This is a genomic window from Streptomyces sp. PTL18 (assembly GCF_059510295.1).
Window position 1 is genome coordinate 56375 of the sequence record NZ_JCAJZO010000012.1, and the last position, 14518, is coordinate 70892.

Consider the following 14518-nt stretch of genomic DNA (forward strand, 5'->3'; position numbering starts at 1 on the left):
GGCGCGCGGGGCATGCCGTGCGAAGAAGGGTTCGAACCGCGGGTAACCGGAGGTCGGCCGCCCGCCGGCTCAGAGCCGTGTCACGCGGGTGTGCCGAGCTCCGCCCACACCGTCTTGCCGGCGACGCCGGGACTCCTGACGACGCCCCAGTCCAGGCAGAGCCGCTGCACGATGAACATGCCGTGGCCGCCGGGGCGTCCGGCGCGGTGCGGGGTGCGGGGGGCGGGCTGACCGGAGCCCCGGTCGGAGACCTCGATGCGCAGCACCTTGTTGTCGCAGGCGATCCACAGCTCTTCGGGGCCCTCGGCGTGCAGGCAGGCGTTGGTGACCAGTTCGGAGACGACGAGCAGCACGTCCTCGGCCGCGGCCCGCTGGTCGGCGGTGGCGGCGGGCAGCCAGCCCCATGCGTACAGCGCCTGGCGGGTGAAGTCCCGGGCGAGCGGCACCACACCGCTCTCGCCCGCGAAGCTCATCCTGCGGACCTGCCGACGGGAGGAGGGCGCCGCCTCCCCGGGCGTGCCGGACGAGGCGCCCTCGCCCGGCGGGCCCTGCGCGGGCGTTCCGGAAGCGCCGCTGGGCTCGGGGCCGCGGTCGCCCGGCGAGTAGGGCCGGGTGGTGCTCATCAGCGCTTCACCTCACCGATTCACCAGTTCACGATTCAAGACTCAGTACGTGGGTCGACGTCGTATCCGTCGGTTGTTGCTCATGCCGTGCGTTCGGGCCCGTTCCTGGCGGCCTTCGCCCGCACTGCCGACATGGTCAGCATGTCTCCTGCCCGACCGGACCGCCGGAACACACATGGATTCCGCCGGGGAGCTGTGACGCGCGTAACGCGTCGATAACGCGGCGGCGTCCGGGACACGAACCATCGGCGGCGTCACTCGGCCAGCGCCGCGTCCAGCGTGTCGTGGACGGTGAAGACGGCGTCCGCCCCGGTGATCTCGAAGACCCGGGCCACGACCGGCTGCATCCCCACGAGATGGACCCCACCACCCGCGGACTCGGCCTTCAGCCGGGCCGAGAGCAGGACGTTCAGCCCGGTGGAGTCGCAGAACTCCAGCTGTGAGCAGTCGACGACCAGGCGTGAGGAACCCTTCTCAAGGCAGTCCTCGAGAGGTTCGCGCAGCAGATCGGCGGTGTGGTGATCCAGCTCACCCGCCGGGGTCACGACGGCGCTCGTGCCCTCTTGCCGCACCTCGACCAGAAGCCGGCCCGACTGTGCGCTGCCGACCGTCCCGCGGTCCATGCCGTCTCTCTCCCGACCGTCGTGGTTCCTGATGGACGCCCTCGAACATTACGCCCTCTACACGCCTCTCAACACCCGAACAACCCGACCAAATCGGACATTTCGCCACAGTACGCACTTGCGAACGGTCAACGAAAGCGGGTAGGGCTAGTACAGACACGTATTCAACACGGCCGGCTTTGGAGGGCGCCGCACACCGCAGTGCACATATGGGCATCGGCGGCCATATGCCGACAACGATGGAGGACATCATGTCACCCCGGCTCGACGAATCGCATACCCAGAGGGCGACGTCGACAACACCCCTGGAACGACCGGACCATGCCTACGGCCTCACCGACCACGAAGGCCTCGCCGGCCTCGACGGCCTACCGGAGATCCCCCCGTACCAGGAAGTGGGACCGGTCGACGCCCGGGCCCTTTCCAAGACTCTCTTCGAGAGGCTCGAGTCCCTCGAAGAGGGAACGCACGAATACTCGTACGTCCGCAACACACTGGTGGAACTGAACCTGGCCCTGGTGAAGTTCGCCGCCGCCCGCTTCCGCTCGCGCAGCGAGCCGATGGAGGACATCATCCAGGTGGGCACGATCGGCCTGATCAAGGCCATCGACCGGTTCGAGCTCAGCAGAGGCGTCGAGTTCCCCACCTTCGCCATGCCGACGATCGTCGGCGAGATCAAGCGCTTCTTCCGCGACACGTCGTGGTCGGTCCGCGTTCCGCGCCGGCTGCAGGAGCTGCGTCTCGACCTGGCCAAGGCCGGCGACGAACTGGCCCAGAGGCTCGACCGCGCACCCACCGTGGCCGAACTGGCCGAGCGCCTCGGCATCTCCAACGAGGAGGTCGTCGAGGGCATGGCCGCGTCGAACGCCTACACGGCCAGCTCCCTCGACGCCCAGCCCGAGGAGGACGACTCCGAGGGCGCGCTCTCGGACCGCATCGGCTACGAGGACCACGGGCTCGAGGGCATCGAGTACGTCGAGTCGCTCAAGCCGCTGATCGCCGAACTTCCGCCGCGTGACCGGAAGATCCTCTCGCTGCGCTTCGTGGCCAACATGACCCAGTCGGAGATAGGCGAGGAACTGGGCATCTCGCAGATGCACGTGTCACGGCTGCTGTCCCGCACTCTGGGGCGCCTGCGGAAGGGGCTCACCGTCGAGGAGTGAGTCCCGCCGCGGCACGCGGTGAGTGACATCTGCCGAGCGGCACCTGCCGAGGGGTACCAGCCAAGTGGTGCCGGCCGCCCGGTGTCCGGCCGAATCCCAGAACTCGACCGGGCACCGGGCGACTTGCGTGCGACAGGTGTCCCACACGTTGTTTCCCGGACGTTCGTCACATGCTCACAACCCGTTGCCCGGTTACCCGCGGGAACCCCTTTTCCCGCGACGTGACTTCCCTCACTATGGTCACTCGCTACCGGCCGGTACGTCTGGGTCCCAGGCGTGCCCGCCGACAGACGCGGGCTGCGAGGAGGCAGCGGGATGACCCGGGCGGAGCGGGACGACGACGACGATGTCGAGGCCGGCGGCGGCATGCACGCTACGGTGCCCGACGCCCGCCTCACCGATCTGCTGAGGACGGACACCCCGACCGCGTATCCAGCTCTGCGCGAACTACGCATGCGCCACCGCCCCGCGGTCCTCGCCTACGCACGGCTGTGCACGGTCGACGAGGCGGCGGCCCGGCAGCTGACCGCGCAGGCGTTCGCGCTCGCAGCCCGCGACACCGCCCGCGGCATCGAACCGCGCTGCCCCTGGCGCCATCAACTCCTTCTGCTCGCAGGCCGGGTGACCGCGTCCTGGGCGACGGACGAGCGTGCCGCCCGGCTCGACCCGGGGCTGCTCGCGCATCTGCGCGCCGCCGGACCCGAGGGTGTGGCCCCGGCGATGCTGACGGCGTTCCAGGCGCTCCCGGTGCGGGTGCAGGGCCTGGTCTGGTACGGCGTCGTCGACCAGGAGCCGCCGGAGCGCACGGCGGTCCTTCTCGGGCTGACCCCGCAGGACGTGGCGTACGACATCGAACCGGCGGTCAAGGCGCTGCGCGAGTCCGTTCTGAAGACCCGGCTCGCCGGCTCCGGCAACCCGCGCTGCCAGGACTTCCGGCGGCTCGTCGAGGAGTCGGTGCGCCCCGACAAACCGCGCTACAGCGCCGATCTGCACGCCCACATGGCGTACTGCGTGCACTGTGCCACCGCGTACGAGGAGCTGTCGCACCTGCGGGACGCCCGGCGCACGGCACTGGCGGAGGGGTTGCTGCCGTGGGGCGGCGCGGCGTACGTGAGGGGCCACGGGGAGGAGCAGTGCGCGGCTGCCGGGGCCCGGCTCGCCGACTGGTGGCCGTCGCGGGGGTTCGCGCTGACGGCCACGGCCTTGGGCCTGGCACTGGCTCCGCTGCTGGTCTATCTGATGGCCTCGGGCGGCTCGGAGCCGGAGCGGGCCGCGAGTGCCATCCGCCCGCCGACGCCGCCCGAGGTGACGGTGACGGCGACGGTCTCCGTGACGCCGTCGTCCTCGCCCTCCCCCTCGCCCTCCCCCACCCCGGCGACGACGTCGCCGAGCCCCGCACCGACGCCCTCGCGAACGGCGACGACGCACCCGGCCTCCCCGAAACCGAAACCTCCCGCCGCGCACCCGCCGAACGGCACGTACGCCCAGGTGGTGAACGTCGCGTCGGGGCTGTGCCTGGACATCCGCGACGGGGTGATGGACCTGGGCACGGACGTCATCACCGCCCCCTGCACGTCGTCCCCGACGCAGCGCTGGCGCGTCGACGCCTCGCGCGGCGTGCTGCAGTCGGAGGCCGACCCGGACTTCTGCCTGGACAGCCGCGGCTCCACCGACCGGGGCGTCGGCATCTGGGAGTGCTCGGCGGTGGACGGCCGCAACGGGCAGAACCTGCGCTTCACCGTGGACTCCCGCGGCGTGATCCGCCCGGCGATCGCCCCCGACCACGCGGTGACGCCCTACGACGGTGACACGGTGTTCCTGGTCCCGGATCAGGGCGACGACGGCCAGCGGTGGAAGGCGGGGGCGTCCTGACGGCTGCCTGACTCCCGGGCGACCTTTCGGCCCCTCCGCCAGACCTCGGCGACCAGGGGCACGCCCGGGCGGTAGGCCAGGTGGACGTGGCTCGGGGCGTCGAGGATCGCAAGGTCCGCGCAGGCACCGGGAGTGAGGCGGCCGATGTCCGTGCGGCGCAGGGCGCGGGCGCCGCCCGCGGTGGCCGACCACAGTGCCTCGTCCGGGGTCATGCACATGTCCCGCACGGCGAGCGCGATGCAGAACGGCACGGACGACGTGAAGGACGAGCCGGGGTTGCAGTCGGTGGACAGGGCGACCGTGGCGCCCGCGTCGAGGAGGCGGCGGGCGTCGGGCCACCGGGCGCGGGTGGAGAACTCGGCGCCCGGCAGCAGGGTGGCGACCGTGTCGCTGTTCGCGAGGGCGTCGACGTCGGCGTCCGTCAGGTGCGTGCAGTGGTCGGCGCTGGCCGCGCCGAGCTCGACGGCGAGCTGCACGCCCGGTCCGTACGACAGTTGGTTGGCGTGGACGCGCGGGTGCAGGCCCTTCTCCCGGCCGGCGGTGAGGATCGCGCGGGCCTGGTCGCCGTCGAAGGCGCCCCGCTCGCAGAAGACGTCGATCCAGCGGGCGTGCGGTGCGCAGGCGTCCAGCATCTCACCGGTGACCAGGGCCACGTACGCGGCCGGGTCGTCGGCGTGGTCCGGGGAGACGATGTGGGCCCCCAGGTAGGTGACCTCGTCGGTGTGCGCGGCGGCGATGCGCAGGGCCCGTTCCTCGTCGTGGACCGTGAGGCCGTAGCCGGACTTGGTCTCCAGGGTGGTGGTGCCCTGGCGGAGGGCCTCGGTCAGGTAGCGGACGAGGTTGGCCTCCAGTTCCGCGTCGGTCGCGGCCCGGGTCGCGGCCACCGTGGTGCGGATGCCGCCCGCCGAGTAACCGCGGCCCGACATGCGGGCGTTGAACTCCTCGGTGCGGTCGCCCGCGAAGACCAGGTGGGAGTGGGAGTCCACGAAACCCGGGATCACCGCGCGGCCTCCGGCGTCGACCCGGTTGTCAGTGGCGGGTGCTTTGCTTGACTCACCGATCCAGCAGACGCGGTCGCCGTCGATGACGAGGGCCGCGTCCCGGATCAGTCCGAGGGGGGAGGCGTCACCGAGGGAGGGGTCGTTGGTGACCAGACTGGCGATGTTGGTGATGACCGTGCTGCTCATGGGTTCCTCGTGGGTGGCCGGGCGGTCGGCGGACGGCGTCGTGGACGTGTGGCTCGGGGACGTGCGGCTCGGGGTCGTCAGGCGCGCAGTGCCGCGACGGCGTCCGCCAGCGCCTGCGGCACGTCCGGTACGAGCGTGTGGGCTCCGTCGCGGACGACGTGCCGGCCGCCCACGACCGTATGGCGCACATCCGCTGCCGTCGCGGCGAATACGGCCGTCTCGGCGCCCAGCCGTGGCAGCGGACCGGCGGTCCTGACCGAGTCGAGCGCGATCGTCGTGAAGTCGGCGAGCGCGCCGGGCTCCAGGAAGCCCGCGCCGTCCCAGCCGAGCGCCGCGTGCCCGTCGGCACCGGCGGCGCGCAGCAGGGCGGCCGCCGTCCAGTGGCCGCGGGTGCGGGTGCGCAGCCGCTCGTTCAGCTCCATCGCGCGGGCCTCCTCGAACAGGTCGATGACGGCGTGGCTGTCGGAGCCGAGGCTGAGCGGCGAGCCGGCCGCCTGGAGGGCCGGTGCCGGGCCGATGCCGTCGGCGAGGTCCCGCTCGGTGGTGGGGCACATGCAGGTGCCGGTGGAGGTGGAGCCGAGCAGCCGGATGTCCTCGTCCGTGAGGTGCGTGCTGTGCACTCCGGTGGTGCGCGGCCCGAGGACGCCGTGGTCGGCGAGGAGCCGGGTCGGGGTGCGGCCGTGTGCCTCCTGGCAGGCGTTGTTCTCGGCGGTCTGCTCGGACAGGTGCACATGCAGCGGGGCCCGCCGCTCCTCGGCCCAGCGCGCCACCGTCGCCAGTTGGTCGGCGGGCACCGCCCGTACGGAGTGGACGGCCGCACCGATCCGCGCGTGATCGCGTTCCTTGAGAACTGAACAGCGTTCGGCCCAGGCCTCCGCGGTGCCGTCGGAGAAGCGGAGCTGGTGGGTGTTGGGCGGCTGTCCGAAGCCGGAGGACAGATACGCGGTGTCCAGGAGGGTGATCCGGATGCCGGCCTCGGCGGCGGCCGCGATGAGCGCCTCCCCCATGGCGTTGGGGTCGGCGTACGGGGTGCCGCCGGGAGCGTGGTGCACGTAGTGGAACTCGCCGACGGCGGTGACCCCGGCCAGCGCCATCTCCGCGTACACGGCACGGGCGAGCGCGTGGTACGTGTCCGGGGTCAGTCCGTCGGCGAACGAGTACATGACCTCCCGCCAGGTCCAGAAGGTTCCCGAGCCGACCTGGACGGTGCCGCGCAGGGCGCGGTGGAAGGCGTGGCTGTGGGCGTTGGCGAGTCCGGGGAGGGTGAGCCCGCGCAGGACCTCGGCGCCGGGCTCGGGCGCGTCGACGCCGGTGCGGACCGCGGTGATGCGCCCGTCGGCCACCTCCAGGGCGACGCCCGGCTCAACGGCCGGGTCGAGCCAGGCGTGCTCCAGCCAGTACGTCCGTGTCACCTGCACACCAGCCCTTCCAGTACGTCGGCGAGCGCGGTCACCCCGGCCAGGCAGTCGTCCTCGGCGGCGTACTCGGCCGGGGAGTGCGACACGCCCGTGGGGTTGCGCACGAACAGCATGGCGGTCGGGATACTCCCGGAGAGGATCCCGGCGTCGTGTCCCGCCCCGGTGCCGAGGACGGGCACGGTCAGGCCGGTGTCCCGGCCGAGGATGCGGAGCAGTTCGTCCCGCAGGGCGTGGTCGAACTCGACGACGGGCGTGAACGACTCGCGCACCACGTCCAGATCGACACCGTGCGCCTCGGCGTACTCCCGGGCCGCCTCCCGGACGCCGCCGACGACGGTGTCCAGGCTCGCCTGGTCGGCGGCGCGGGAGTCGAGCCAGCCGCGGACGAGGGAGGGGACGGCGTTGACCCCGTTGGGTTCGACGGCGACCTTCCCGAAGGTGGCGACGGCACCGGCGAGTTCGGCCTCGCGGCGGGCGGCGAGCACGGTCCCGGCGTACGGCAGCATGGGGTCGCGCCGGTCGACGAGGCGGGTGGTGCCCGCGTGGTTGGCCTCGCCCCGGAAGTCGAACCGCCACCGCCCGTGGGGCCAGATGGCACTGGCGACCCCGACGGGGTCCCCGCCGATGTCGAGTGCCCGACCCTGCTCGACATGCAGCTCGACGAACGCGCCGATCCGGGCGAGCCGCTCGGGATCGGGTCCGATGGCGTCGGGGTCGTACCCGGCGGCTTCCATGGCCTGCGGCAACGTGACTCCGTCACCGTCGGTCAGGCGGTGCGCCCGGTCCCGGGTGAGCTGCCCGGCGGCGAGCCGCGACCCGACGCAGGCGAGCCCGAACCGGGCGCCCTCCTCGTCGCCGAAGTTGACGATGCCGAAAGGCTTGGCGAACCGGCCGTTCCTGCTGCGCAGCTCGTCGAGCGCGGCGAAGGCGGACACCACCCCGAGTGGCCCGTCGAAGGCCCCGCCGTCGGGCACGGAGTCGAGGTGGGACCCGGTGACCACGGCATCCCCCCGGGCGGGGTCCCCGAGCCAGGCCCACTGGTTCCCGTTCCGGTCGACTTCGTGGACCAGTCCCCGGGCTTCGGCCTGGTCCTTGAACCAGGCCCGGCACTCGGCATCGGCACCGGTCCAGGCGAAGCGGCGGTAGCCACCGGAGGCGGAGTTGCGGCCGACCGGCAGCAACTCCGCCCACATGCTGTGGAACGTCACGCGTCGTCACCCTCGCGCATCGGCACCCGCACGCCCCGCTCCCCGGCGACGGACTCCGCGATGTCGTACCCGGCGTCGACGTGCCGGATGACGCCCATCCCGGGGTCGTTGGTCAGCACCCGGCGGATCTTCTCGCCGGCGAGCTTCGTGCCGTCGGCCACCGTCACCTGCCCGGCGTGGATGGACCGGCCCATACCGACGCCGCCGCCGTGGTGGATGGACACCCACGACGCGCCGGACGCCACGTTGACCATGGCGTTCAGCAGCGGCCAGTCCGCGATGGCGTCCGATCCGTCGAGCATCGCCTCCGTCTCGCGGTACGGCGAGGCGACGGACCCGCAGTCGAGGTGGTCGCGCCCGATGACGATCGGCGCGCTCAGCTCCCCGCTCGCCACCATGTCGTTGAACCGCTCACCGGCCTTGTCCCGCTCGCCGTACCCGAGCCAGCAGATACGCGCCGGAAGCCCCTGGAAGTGCACCCGCTCCCCCGCCATCCTGATCCAGCGCGCGAGCGACTCGTTCTCGGGGAACAGATCGAGGATCGCCCGGTCGGTCTTCGCGATGTCGGCCGGGTCGCCGGACAGCGCCGCCCACCGGAACGGGCCCTTCCCCTCGCAGAACAGCGGCCGGATGTAGGCGGGGACGAACCCGGGGAAGGCGAACGCCCTCTCGTAGCCCGCGAGCTGCGCCTCACCGCGGATCGAGTTGCCGTAGTCGAAGACCTCCGCACCGGCGTCCAGGAAGCCGACCATGGCCTCGACGTGCCGGGCCATCGACTCACGCGCGCGGGTGGTGAAGCCGGCCGGGTCCTTGGCGGCGTGGGCGGCCATGTCCTCGAAGGCCACGCCGACGGGCAGGTACGACAGCGGGTCGTGGGCCGAGGTCTGGTCGGTGACGATGTCGATGGGCGCGCCCATGGCGAGGAGCTGCGGCACCAGCTCGGCGGCGTTGCCGAGGACGCCGATGGACAGTGGACGGCGGGCGTCGCGCGCCTCGACGGCCAGCTGGAGGGCGTGCTCCAGGGAGTCGGCCCTCACGTCCAGGTACCGGTGCTCGATGCGGCGCTCGATGGCCCGCGGGTCGCAGTCGACGCAGATCGCGACGCCGTCGTTCATGGTGACGGCGAGCGGCTGGGCACCGCCCATGCCGCCGAGGCCGGCGGTCAGGGTGATGGTTCCGGCCAGCGAGCCGCCGAACTTCTTGGCGGCGACGGCGGCGAACGTCTCGTAGGTGCCCTGCAGGATGCCCTGGGTGCCGATGTAGATCCAGGAGCCGGCGGTCATCTGCCCGTACATCGTCAGGCCGAGGGCCTCCAGGCGGCGGAACTCCTCCCAGTTGGCCCAGTCCCCGACGAGGTTGGAGTTGGCGATGAGGACGCGCGGCGCCCACTCGTGGGTCTGCATGACGCCGACGGGGCGGCCGGACTGGACGAGCATCGTCTCGTCCTGCTTGAGCGTCCTCAGGGTGCGGACCATCGCGTCGAAGGAGCGCCAGTCGCGCGCGGCCTTCCCGGTGCCGCCGTAGACGACCAGCTTGTCGGGGTGCTCGGCGACCTCGGGGTCGAGGTTGTTCTGCAGCATCCGCAGGGCGGCCTCCTGCTGCCATCCCAGGGCGCTGCGTTCCGTGCCGCGGGGCGCTCGGACGGGCCGGGGTCCTGACATGGTCTGCCTCCTGGTGGACGACGTCACGCGGCGGGAGCGCGCGGGACTGTTGCAGTGGTTATTCATATCCTCGCGCCCTGAATAGAGCTAGTCAATACGCCCTTGCGCCAGCGGGGCGGGGGGCCGGGGTGTTTGGCTGGAGGCATGACCGCAGACGGCGACACGGGGACGGGGGACGCGGTGGAGACGAGGGGCATCGGGGCGGCGGGGCACGGCAGCGGGGACGGGATCCCCGGCGACGCCGAACGGGTGGCGCGGCGCGACGAGGCCGTGCGGAGCGCCGTCGAGCAGGGGCTGCTGGGGCCGGAGGCGCCCCTCGTCGGCCTGCTGGACGTCGCGGGCATCCGGGACTCGGCGGCGGCGCTGCGGGCGGCCTTCGACGCGGTGGTGGCGCCGGGGACGCCGGTCCTGCACGCGTTCGCGGTGAAGGCGACCCCGCTGGTGCCCGTGCTGCGGCTGCTGCGACAGGCGGGCATCGGCGCCGAGGTGGCGAGCCCGGGAGAGCTGGCGCTGGCCCGGGCGGCCGGGGTGGCGCCCGAGCGGATCGTGCTGGACTCGCCCGCCAAGACGGCGGCCGAGCTGCGCCAGGCTCTTCAGCTGGGCGTCGCCGTCAACGCGGACAGTCAGCAGGAGCTGGGGCGGCTGGATGAGCTGGTCCGGACGGTCCGGACGGACTCGCCTCTCGGGATCCGGGTGAATCCGCAGACCGGGGCCGGTTCGATCCAGGCCCTGTCGACGGCGACGGCCACCTCGAAGTTCGGGGTGGCGTTGCGGGACGAGGGGGCGCGCGAGTGGGTGGTGCGCGCTTGCGCGGAGCGGCCCTGGCTGACGCGGCTGCACGCGCACTCCGGTTCGCAGGGGGTGCCGCTGTCGCTGATGGCGCGGGGCATCGCGGAGACGTACGCGCTCGCCGAGGAGATCAACGCGCATGTCGGGCGCCGGCAGATCGACACGATCGACGTCGGCGGCGGGCTGCACGTCAACTTCCGCTCCGATGTCACGACGCCGACGTACGCGCAGTACGCGCGGCTGCTGGCCGAGGCGGTGCCGGGGCTGTTCGACGGGCGGTACGGACTGGTCACGGAGTTCGGGCGGTCGCTGCTCGCCAAGCACGGGACGCTGGTGGCGCGCGTGGAGTACACCAAGAGCGCGGGCGGCCGGGCCGTCGCGGTCACGCACGCGGGGGTGCAGGTCGCGGTGCGGACGGTGTACGCGCCGGCGTCCTGGCCGCTGCGGATCGCCGCCTACGACGCGAAGGGGCGCCCCAAGGAGGGGCCCGACGTGGTGCAGGACGTGGCGGGACCGGCCTGCTTCGCGGGCGACCTGCTGGCCGAGGCACGGGCACTTCCCCGGCTGGAACAGGGCGACCACGTGGCGGTACTGGACACCGGCGCCTACTACTTCGCCCACCACTACGGCTACAACTCCCTCGCCCGGCCGGGGGTGTACGGCTACGCGCCGGACGGAAGCGGAGGGACCCGGTTCGCCGTCGTGCGGGAGCCCCAGTCGGTCGAGGAGATCGTGGCGGAGTCGGGCGGGGGGCGCGCGGGAGCGCTGACAGAGCTCTGAGGGGGTACGCGCGCCCGTCCGGGCGCTCCTACCGCATGCAGCCTGCCCGCATATCCGCACGTCAGCGAGGAGCAGACTCTGACGTGCCCAATGCCCCTGTAAACAGGGTCAGTTGACCCACCTTAGTCGTCCCGCGCATGTTCCACTGGAAAATGCCAGATCCCTCACCCCTCGCGCATACGTTGCGTAGCGTCTGTGTCACTCAGCCGTACCCGAGGCGGGAGGGGAGCCGCTGTGCCCGGAATCGACGAGTGTCTGCTGGAAGCCATGCGCCTGCCCGGTGCCCGGGGCGCCGCGGTGGTCGACTGGACGAGCGGGCTCGCCCTGGGCACGGTCGGCGACGCGCCGGGCGGTGACCACGAGACGACCGCCGCGGAGGCGGCGGAACTGGCCCGGCTGGCGGCCGAGCACCGCGCGTTCGCGCCGGAGGGGGACGCCGACTGGTCCGAGGACGCCTGCCCGGTCGAGGACCTGATCGTCGCCAACCGGGACAGCTACCACCTGCTCCGCTTCGTCCCGACGACCTTCGACAGCAGCGTCTTCCTGCACCTGTGGCTGGCGCGCGAGGACGGCAACCTCGCCCTCGCCCGCATCCGGCTCGGCGAGATGGCCGGACGGCTGGTGCTGGGATGACGGCGGTCAGACTCCCCTCACCGCCCCCGCTGCCGGTACGGCAGGGGACGCAGATCCCGGGCGGCGGCCTGTCCCCCATGCTCAGCCGGCTCGCCGCCGAGCGGGCCACCGGTGTGCTGATGCGCGAGGGCGGCATGCTCCACCTGTACGAGGGCCAGGTGGTGTACGCGGAGAGCCCCTCGACCCCGGGCCTCGACTCCCTCCTCGTCGCACACGGCGTGCTCGACGAGGAGGGCTGGCGGGAGGCGCTGGCACAGGCGGGCCCGCAGGGGCTGGTGGGCCGGTTCCTGGTCGACAGCGGCCGGATCGGCCAGGGGGCGCTGGAGCTGTGCCATCTGGGGGCGCTGTTCGACGCGGCGTACTTCGTCCTCGGCCCGAGCAGCGCCCCCGCCCGCTTCCGCTACGGCGATGCCCACTGGATGGGACCGGTGCACCCGGTTCCGGTGACCGCGGTGGAGCGCGAGACGCTGCGCCGCCGCGACCTGCTGCAGACCATCTGGCCCGACCCGGCGGTCGACGAGGCCCCGCTGGTCCGCGCCGACCGTCCGACGGTGCCGACGGTCACGCCCCGCCAGGAAGCCGTACTGGGCCGCGTCGACGGAACCCGAACGGCGGCGGACATCTCCCGGGCGCTGGGCCGCCCGGCCTTCCACACGCTCGTGGACATAAGGCGCCTGGCCGCGGCGGGCTGCGTGGCGGCCCGCCCCACGGCGCGGACGCCGGCACCCGCACCCGCACCCGCACCCGCACCCGCACCCGCACCCGCACCCGCACCCGCCGACGTACCACCCGCACCCACCGCAGAGCTGCTGCTCTACCAAGACCCCCACATCACCTTGCTGAAAAGGCTGAGAGATGCGCTGGAGGCCCTTTGACCGCCCCGCGCGGCAGCGACCTCGCGCCGAGAGGAGACAGCTGATGACAGCCGAGGCGGACGTCCTCGACGAACTCCGCCGACTGAGATCCCGCATCCCCCAGCTGACCGGCTCCCTCGCCGCCAGCGTCGACGGCCTGGTCCTCGCCCAGGACGCCCCCGGCGTCGAACCGGAAGGCGTCGCCGCGCTGACCGCGGCCGCGCTGGGCGTGGCCGTACGGCTGGCGCAGGCGACGGGACAGGGCGAGTTCCGCGAGGTGCTCGTCCGCGGCGTACACGGCTACGTGGCCACGTACGCCGCGGGCCGTAACGCGGTCCTGACCGTACTCGCCCAGGACCGCGTCAACGTCGGCCGTCTGCATCTGGAGGGCCGCCGCGCGAGCGCCCGGATCGGCGAGCTGGTCGACGAGGCCGCCGCCCGCGCCGAGCCACCCCCGCCACCGCCGCAGCCGCCGCAGCCGCCCGCCCCATGGACCCCCACCCAGCCCCCACCCACCAGGCCCGCCCCCACGCGGACCCGCACCGCGCGCACCCCCGCGAGCCCACGCCCGGCCGCGAACGCGCGCACCACCACCGAGAGTTGAAAGGACTCATCCCGAAATGGCCAACACCGAAACCGCGCTGAAAGAGGCGCTCGCCTCCATCGAGGGTGCGACCGGAGTCGCCCTGGTCGACTACACCAGTGGCATGGCGCTGGGCACGATGGGCGGCAGCAAGAGCTTCGACCTCACCGTCGCGGCCGCCGGCAACACCGACGTCGTACGGGCCAAGCTGCGCACCATGGAACACCTCGGGCTCAAGGGCCAGATCGAGGACATCCTGATCACGCTGTCCGACCAGTACCACCTGATCCGGCTGCTCACCGGCCGCGGCGGCAACGGCCTGTTCCTCTACCTGGTGCTCGACGCCAAGCGGGCCAACCTGGCGATGGCCCGCCACCAGCTGAAGAAGATCGAGGAGGATCTGGAGGTCTGACCCTGCGCCCGGCCGCTCCCCGCGCCGGTGCCCTGAACAGGAGCCCTACACCAGCTCGGCGGTACGGCGGCGCGCCCCGCCCGGGGCCGCGTCGCCGGCCGCGATGCCGGTGCTGCGGTAGCCCTTGACCGGTTTGCCCGCGGGGCCGCCGCCCCGGCGGCCGAGCCAGTCGACACGCACCCACAGCAGGACGTCGTCGGCCTTCTCCCGCCGCCCGAGCCAGGCGGCCTTCAGGCGCAGCCCGGCGCCGGTTCCGGCGAGCAGCATGCCCCCGGCGGCGGGCACCGCGAAGGAGCTGCCGAGCGCGGCGGCGAAGGCGGCGAGCAGCCACCAGCGGTGGCCGCGCCGCCAGGTGCGGACGGTGACCGCGCGGTCCTGGAGGACGTCGTACTTCCCGGCACGGGCGGCACCGCGGGCCAGGGCGGCGTACCGCTTGCGACGGGAGAAGGCGACGACGAGGGCCGCGACGAGGAACAGCGCGGCCCCCGCCAGGACGCCGATCCGGCGCCCGGTGAGGCCCGGCACCAACGCCCCGGCACCGGTTGCGAACACCCCTGGCCACCACAGCGGTGCCGCCCCCGCCCGCACGACGACGGCCACCCGAGCCAGTCCCTGTCCTCCGCGCACCACGTCCGGCCTCCCGTCTCTCCTGTGCAGCGCCTCAGTGCGGGGAGGTTAGCGAGGGAACCTGAGACGAGTCTGAAAATCCCGC

At 72.9% G+C, this 14518-nt stretch carries 14 protein-coding genes; 7 read left to right on the forward strand and 7 right to left on the reverse strand.

Going from position 1 to position 14518, the window contains the following annotated elements; genetic code table 11:
* Positions 1-80: 80 nt before the first annotated feature.
* A complete protein-coding gene (locus AC5WS8_RS22730; protein WP_496105285.1) occupies positions 81-623 on the reverse strand; it encodes an ATP-binding protein in 543 nt (180 codons plus the stop codon).
* A 254-nt stretch (positions 624-877) separates the two neighbouring features.
* On the reverse strand, positions 878-1246 hold the full coding sequence (locus tag AC5WS8_RS22735; protein ID WP_496105286.1) for an STAS domain-containing protein: 369 nt from the start codon (positions 1244-1246) through the stop codon (positions 878-880).
* A 251-nt stretch (positions 1247-1497) separates the two neighbouring features.
* Between AC5WS8_RS22735 and AC5WS8_RS22740 the strand changes: the two genes are divergently transcribed.
* The gene (locus tag AC5WS8_RS22740) at positions 1498-2409 is read left to right on the forward strand and encodes an RNA polymerase sigma factor SigF (protein WP_496105287.1); all 912 of its coding nucleotides are present in this window, start codon (positions 1498-1500) and stop codon (positions 2407-2409) included.
* A 315-nt stretch (positions 2410-2724) separates the two neighbouring features.
* On the forward strand, positions 2725-4281 hold the full coding sequence (locus tag AC5WS8_RS22745; RefSeq protein WP_496105288.1) for a ricin-type beta-trefoil lectin domain protein: 1557 nt from the start codon (positions 2725-2727) through the stop codon (positions 4279-4281).
* Here AC5WS8_RS22745 and hutI read toward each other — a convergent pair.
* The 4 genes from hutI to hutU form a co-directional block, all read right to left on the reverse strand.
* Positions 4239-5468: an imidazolonepropionase gene (gene hutI / locus AC5WS8_RS22750; RefSeq protein ID WP_496105289.1), complete on the reverse strand. Its 1230-nt coding sequence runs from the start codon at positions 5466-5468 to the stop codon at positions 4239-4241. The genes AC5WS8_RS22745 and hutI overlap by 43 nt on opposite strands.
* Positions 5469-5545: 77 nt before the next feature.
* Positions 5546-6886, reverse strand: a complete 1341-nt coding sequence (locus AC5WS8_RS22755; protein WP_496105290.1) for a formimidoylglutamate deiminase — start codon at positions 6884-6886, stop codon at positions 5546-5548.
* Positions 6877-8094, reverse strand: a complete 1218-nt coding sequence (locus AC5WS8_RS22760) for an allantoate amidohydrolase (RefSeq protein ID WP_496105291.1) — start codon at positions 8092-8094, stop codon at positions 6877-6879. The genes AC5WS8_RS22755 and AC5WS8_RS22760 overlap by 10 nt, the downstream gene beginning before the upstream one ends.
* On the reverse strand, positions 8091-9755 hold the full coding sequence (gene hutU, locus AC5WS8_RS22765) for a urocanate hydratase (RefSeq protein ID WP_496105292.1): 1665 nt from the start codon (positions 9753-9755) through the stop codon (positions 8091-8093). The genes AC5WS8_RS22760 and hutU overlap by 4 nt, the downstream gene beginning before the upstream one ends.
* 144 nt (positions 9756-9899) lie before the next feature.
* Between hutU and AC5WS8_RS22770 the strand changes: the two genes are divergently transcribed.
* The 5 genes from AC5WS8_RS22770 to AC5WS8_RS22790 all read left to right on the forward strand — a co-directional run bounded on the left by AC5WS8_RS22770 (position 9900) and on the right by AC5WS8_RS22790 (position 13806).
* Positions 9900-11324, forward strand: coding sequence for a type III PLP-dependent enzyme domain-containing protein (locus AC5WS8_RS22770; RefSeq protein ID WP_496105293.1), 1425 nt, complete (start codon positions 9900-9902; stop codon positions 11322-11324).
* Positions 11325-11558: 234 nt separating this feature from the next.
* Complete coding sequence (locus tag AC5WS8_RS22775) at positions 11559-11957, forward strand: hypothetical protein (protein WP_496105294.1); 399 nt, start codon at positions 11559-11561, stop codon at positions 11955-11957.
* Complete coding sequence (locus AC5WS8_RS22780; RefSeq protein ID WP_496105295.1) at positions 11954-12832, forward strand: transcriptional regulator; 879 nt, start codon at positions 11954-11956, stop codon at positions 12830-12832. Before AC5WS8_RS22775 ends, AC5WS8_RS22780 begins: the two co-directional genes overlap by 4 nt.
* Positions 12833-12875: 43 nt before the next feature.
* Positions 12876-13415, forward strand: a complete 540-nt coding sequence (locus tag AC5WS8_RS22785) for a roadblock/LC7 domain-containing protein (RefSeq protein ID WP_496105296.1) — start codon at positions 12876-12878, stop codon at positions 13413-13415.
* 16 nt (positions 13416-13431) lie between these two features.
* Positions 13432-13806: a roadblock/LC7 domain-containing protein gene (locus tag AC5WS8_RS22790; protein ID WP_496105297.1), complete on the forward strand. Its 375-nt coding sequence runs from the start codon at positions 13432-13434 to the stop codon at positions 13804-13806.
* Between the two features lie 45 nt (positions 13807-13851).
* On the opposite strand, the gene AC5WS8_RS22795 is transcribed toward AC5WS8_RS22790, so the two are convergent.
* Positions 13852-14436, reverse strand: a complete 585-nt coding sequence (locus AC5WS8_RS22795; RefSeq protein WP_496105298.1) for a hypothetical protein — start codon at positions 14434-14436, stop codon at positions 13852-13854.
* Positions 14437-14518 lie beyond the last annotated feature (82 nt).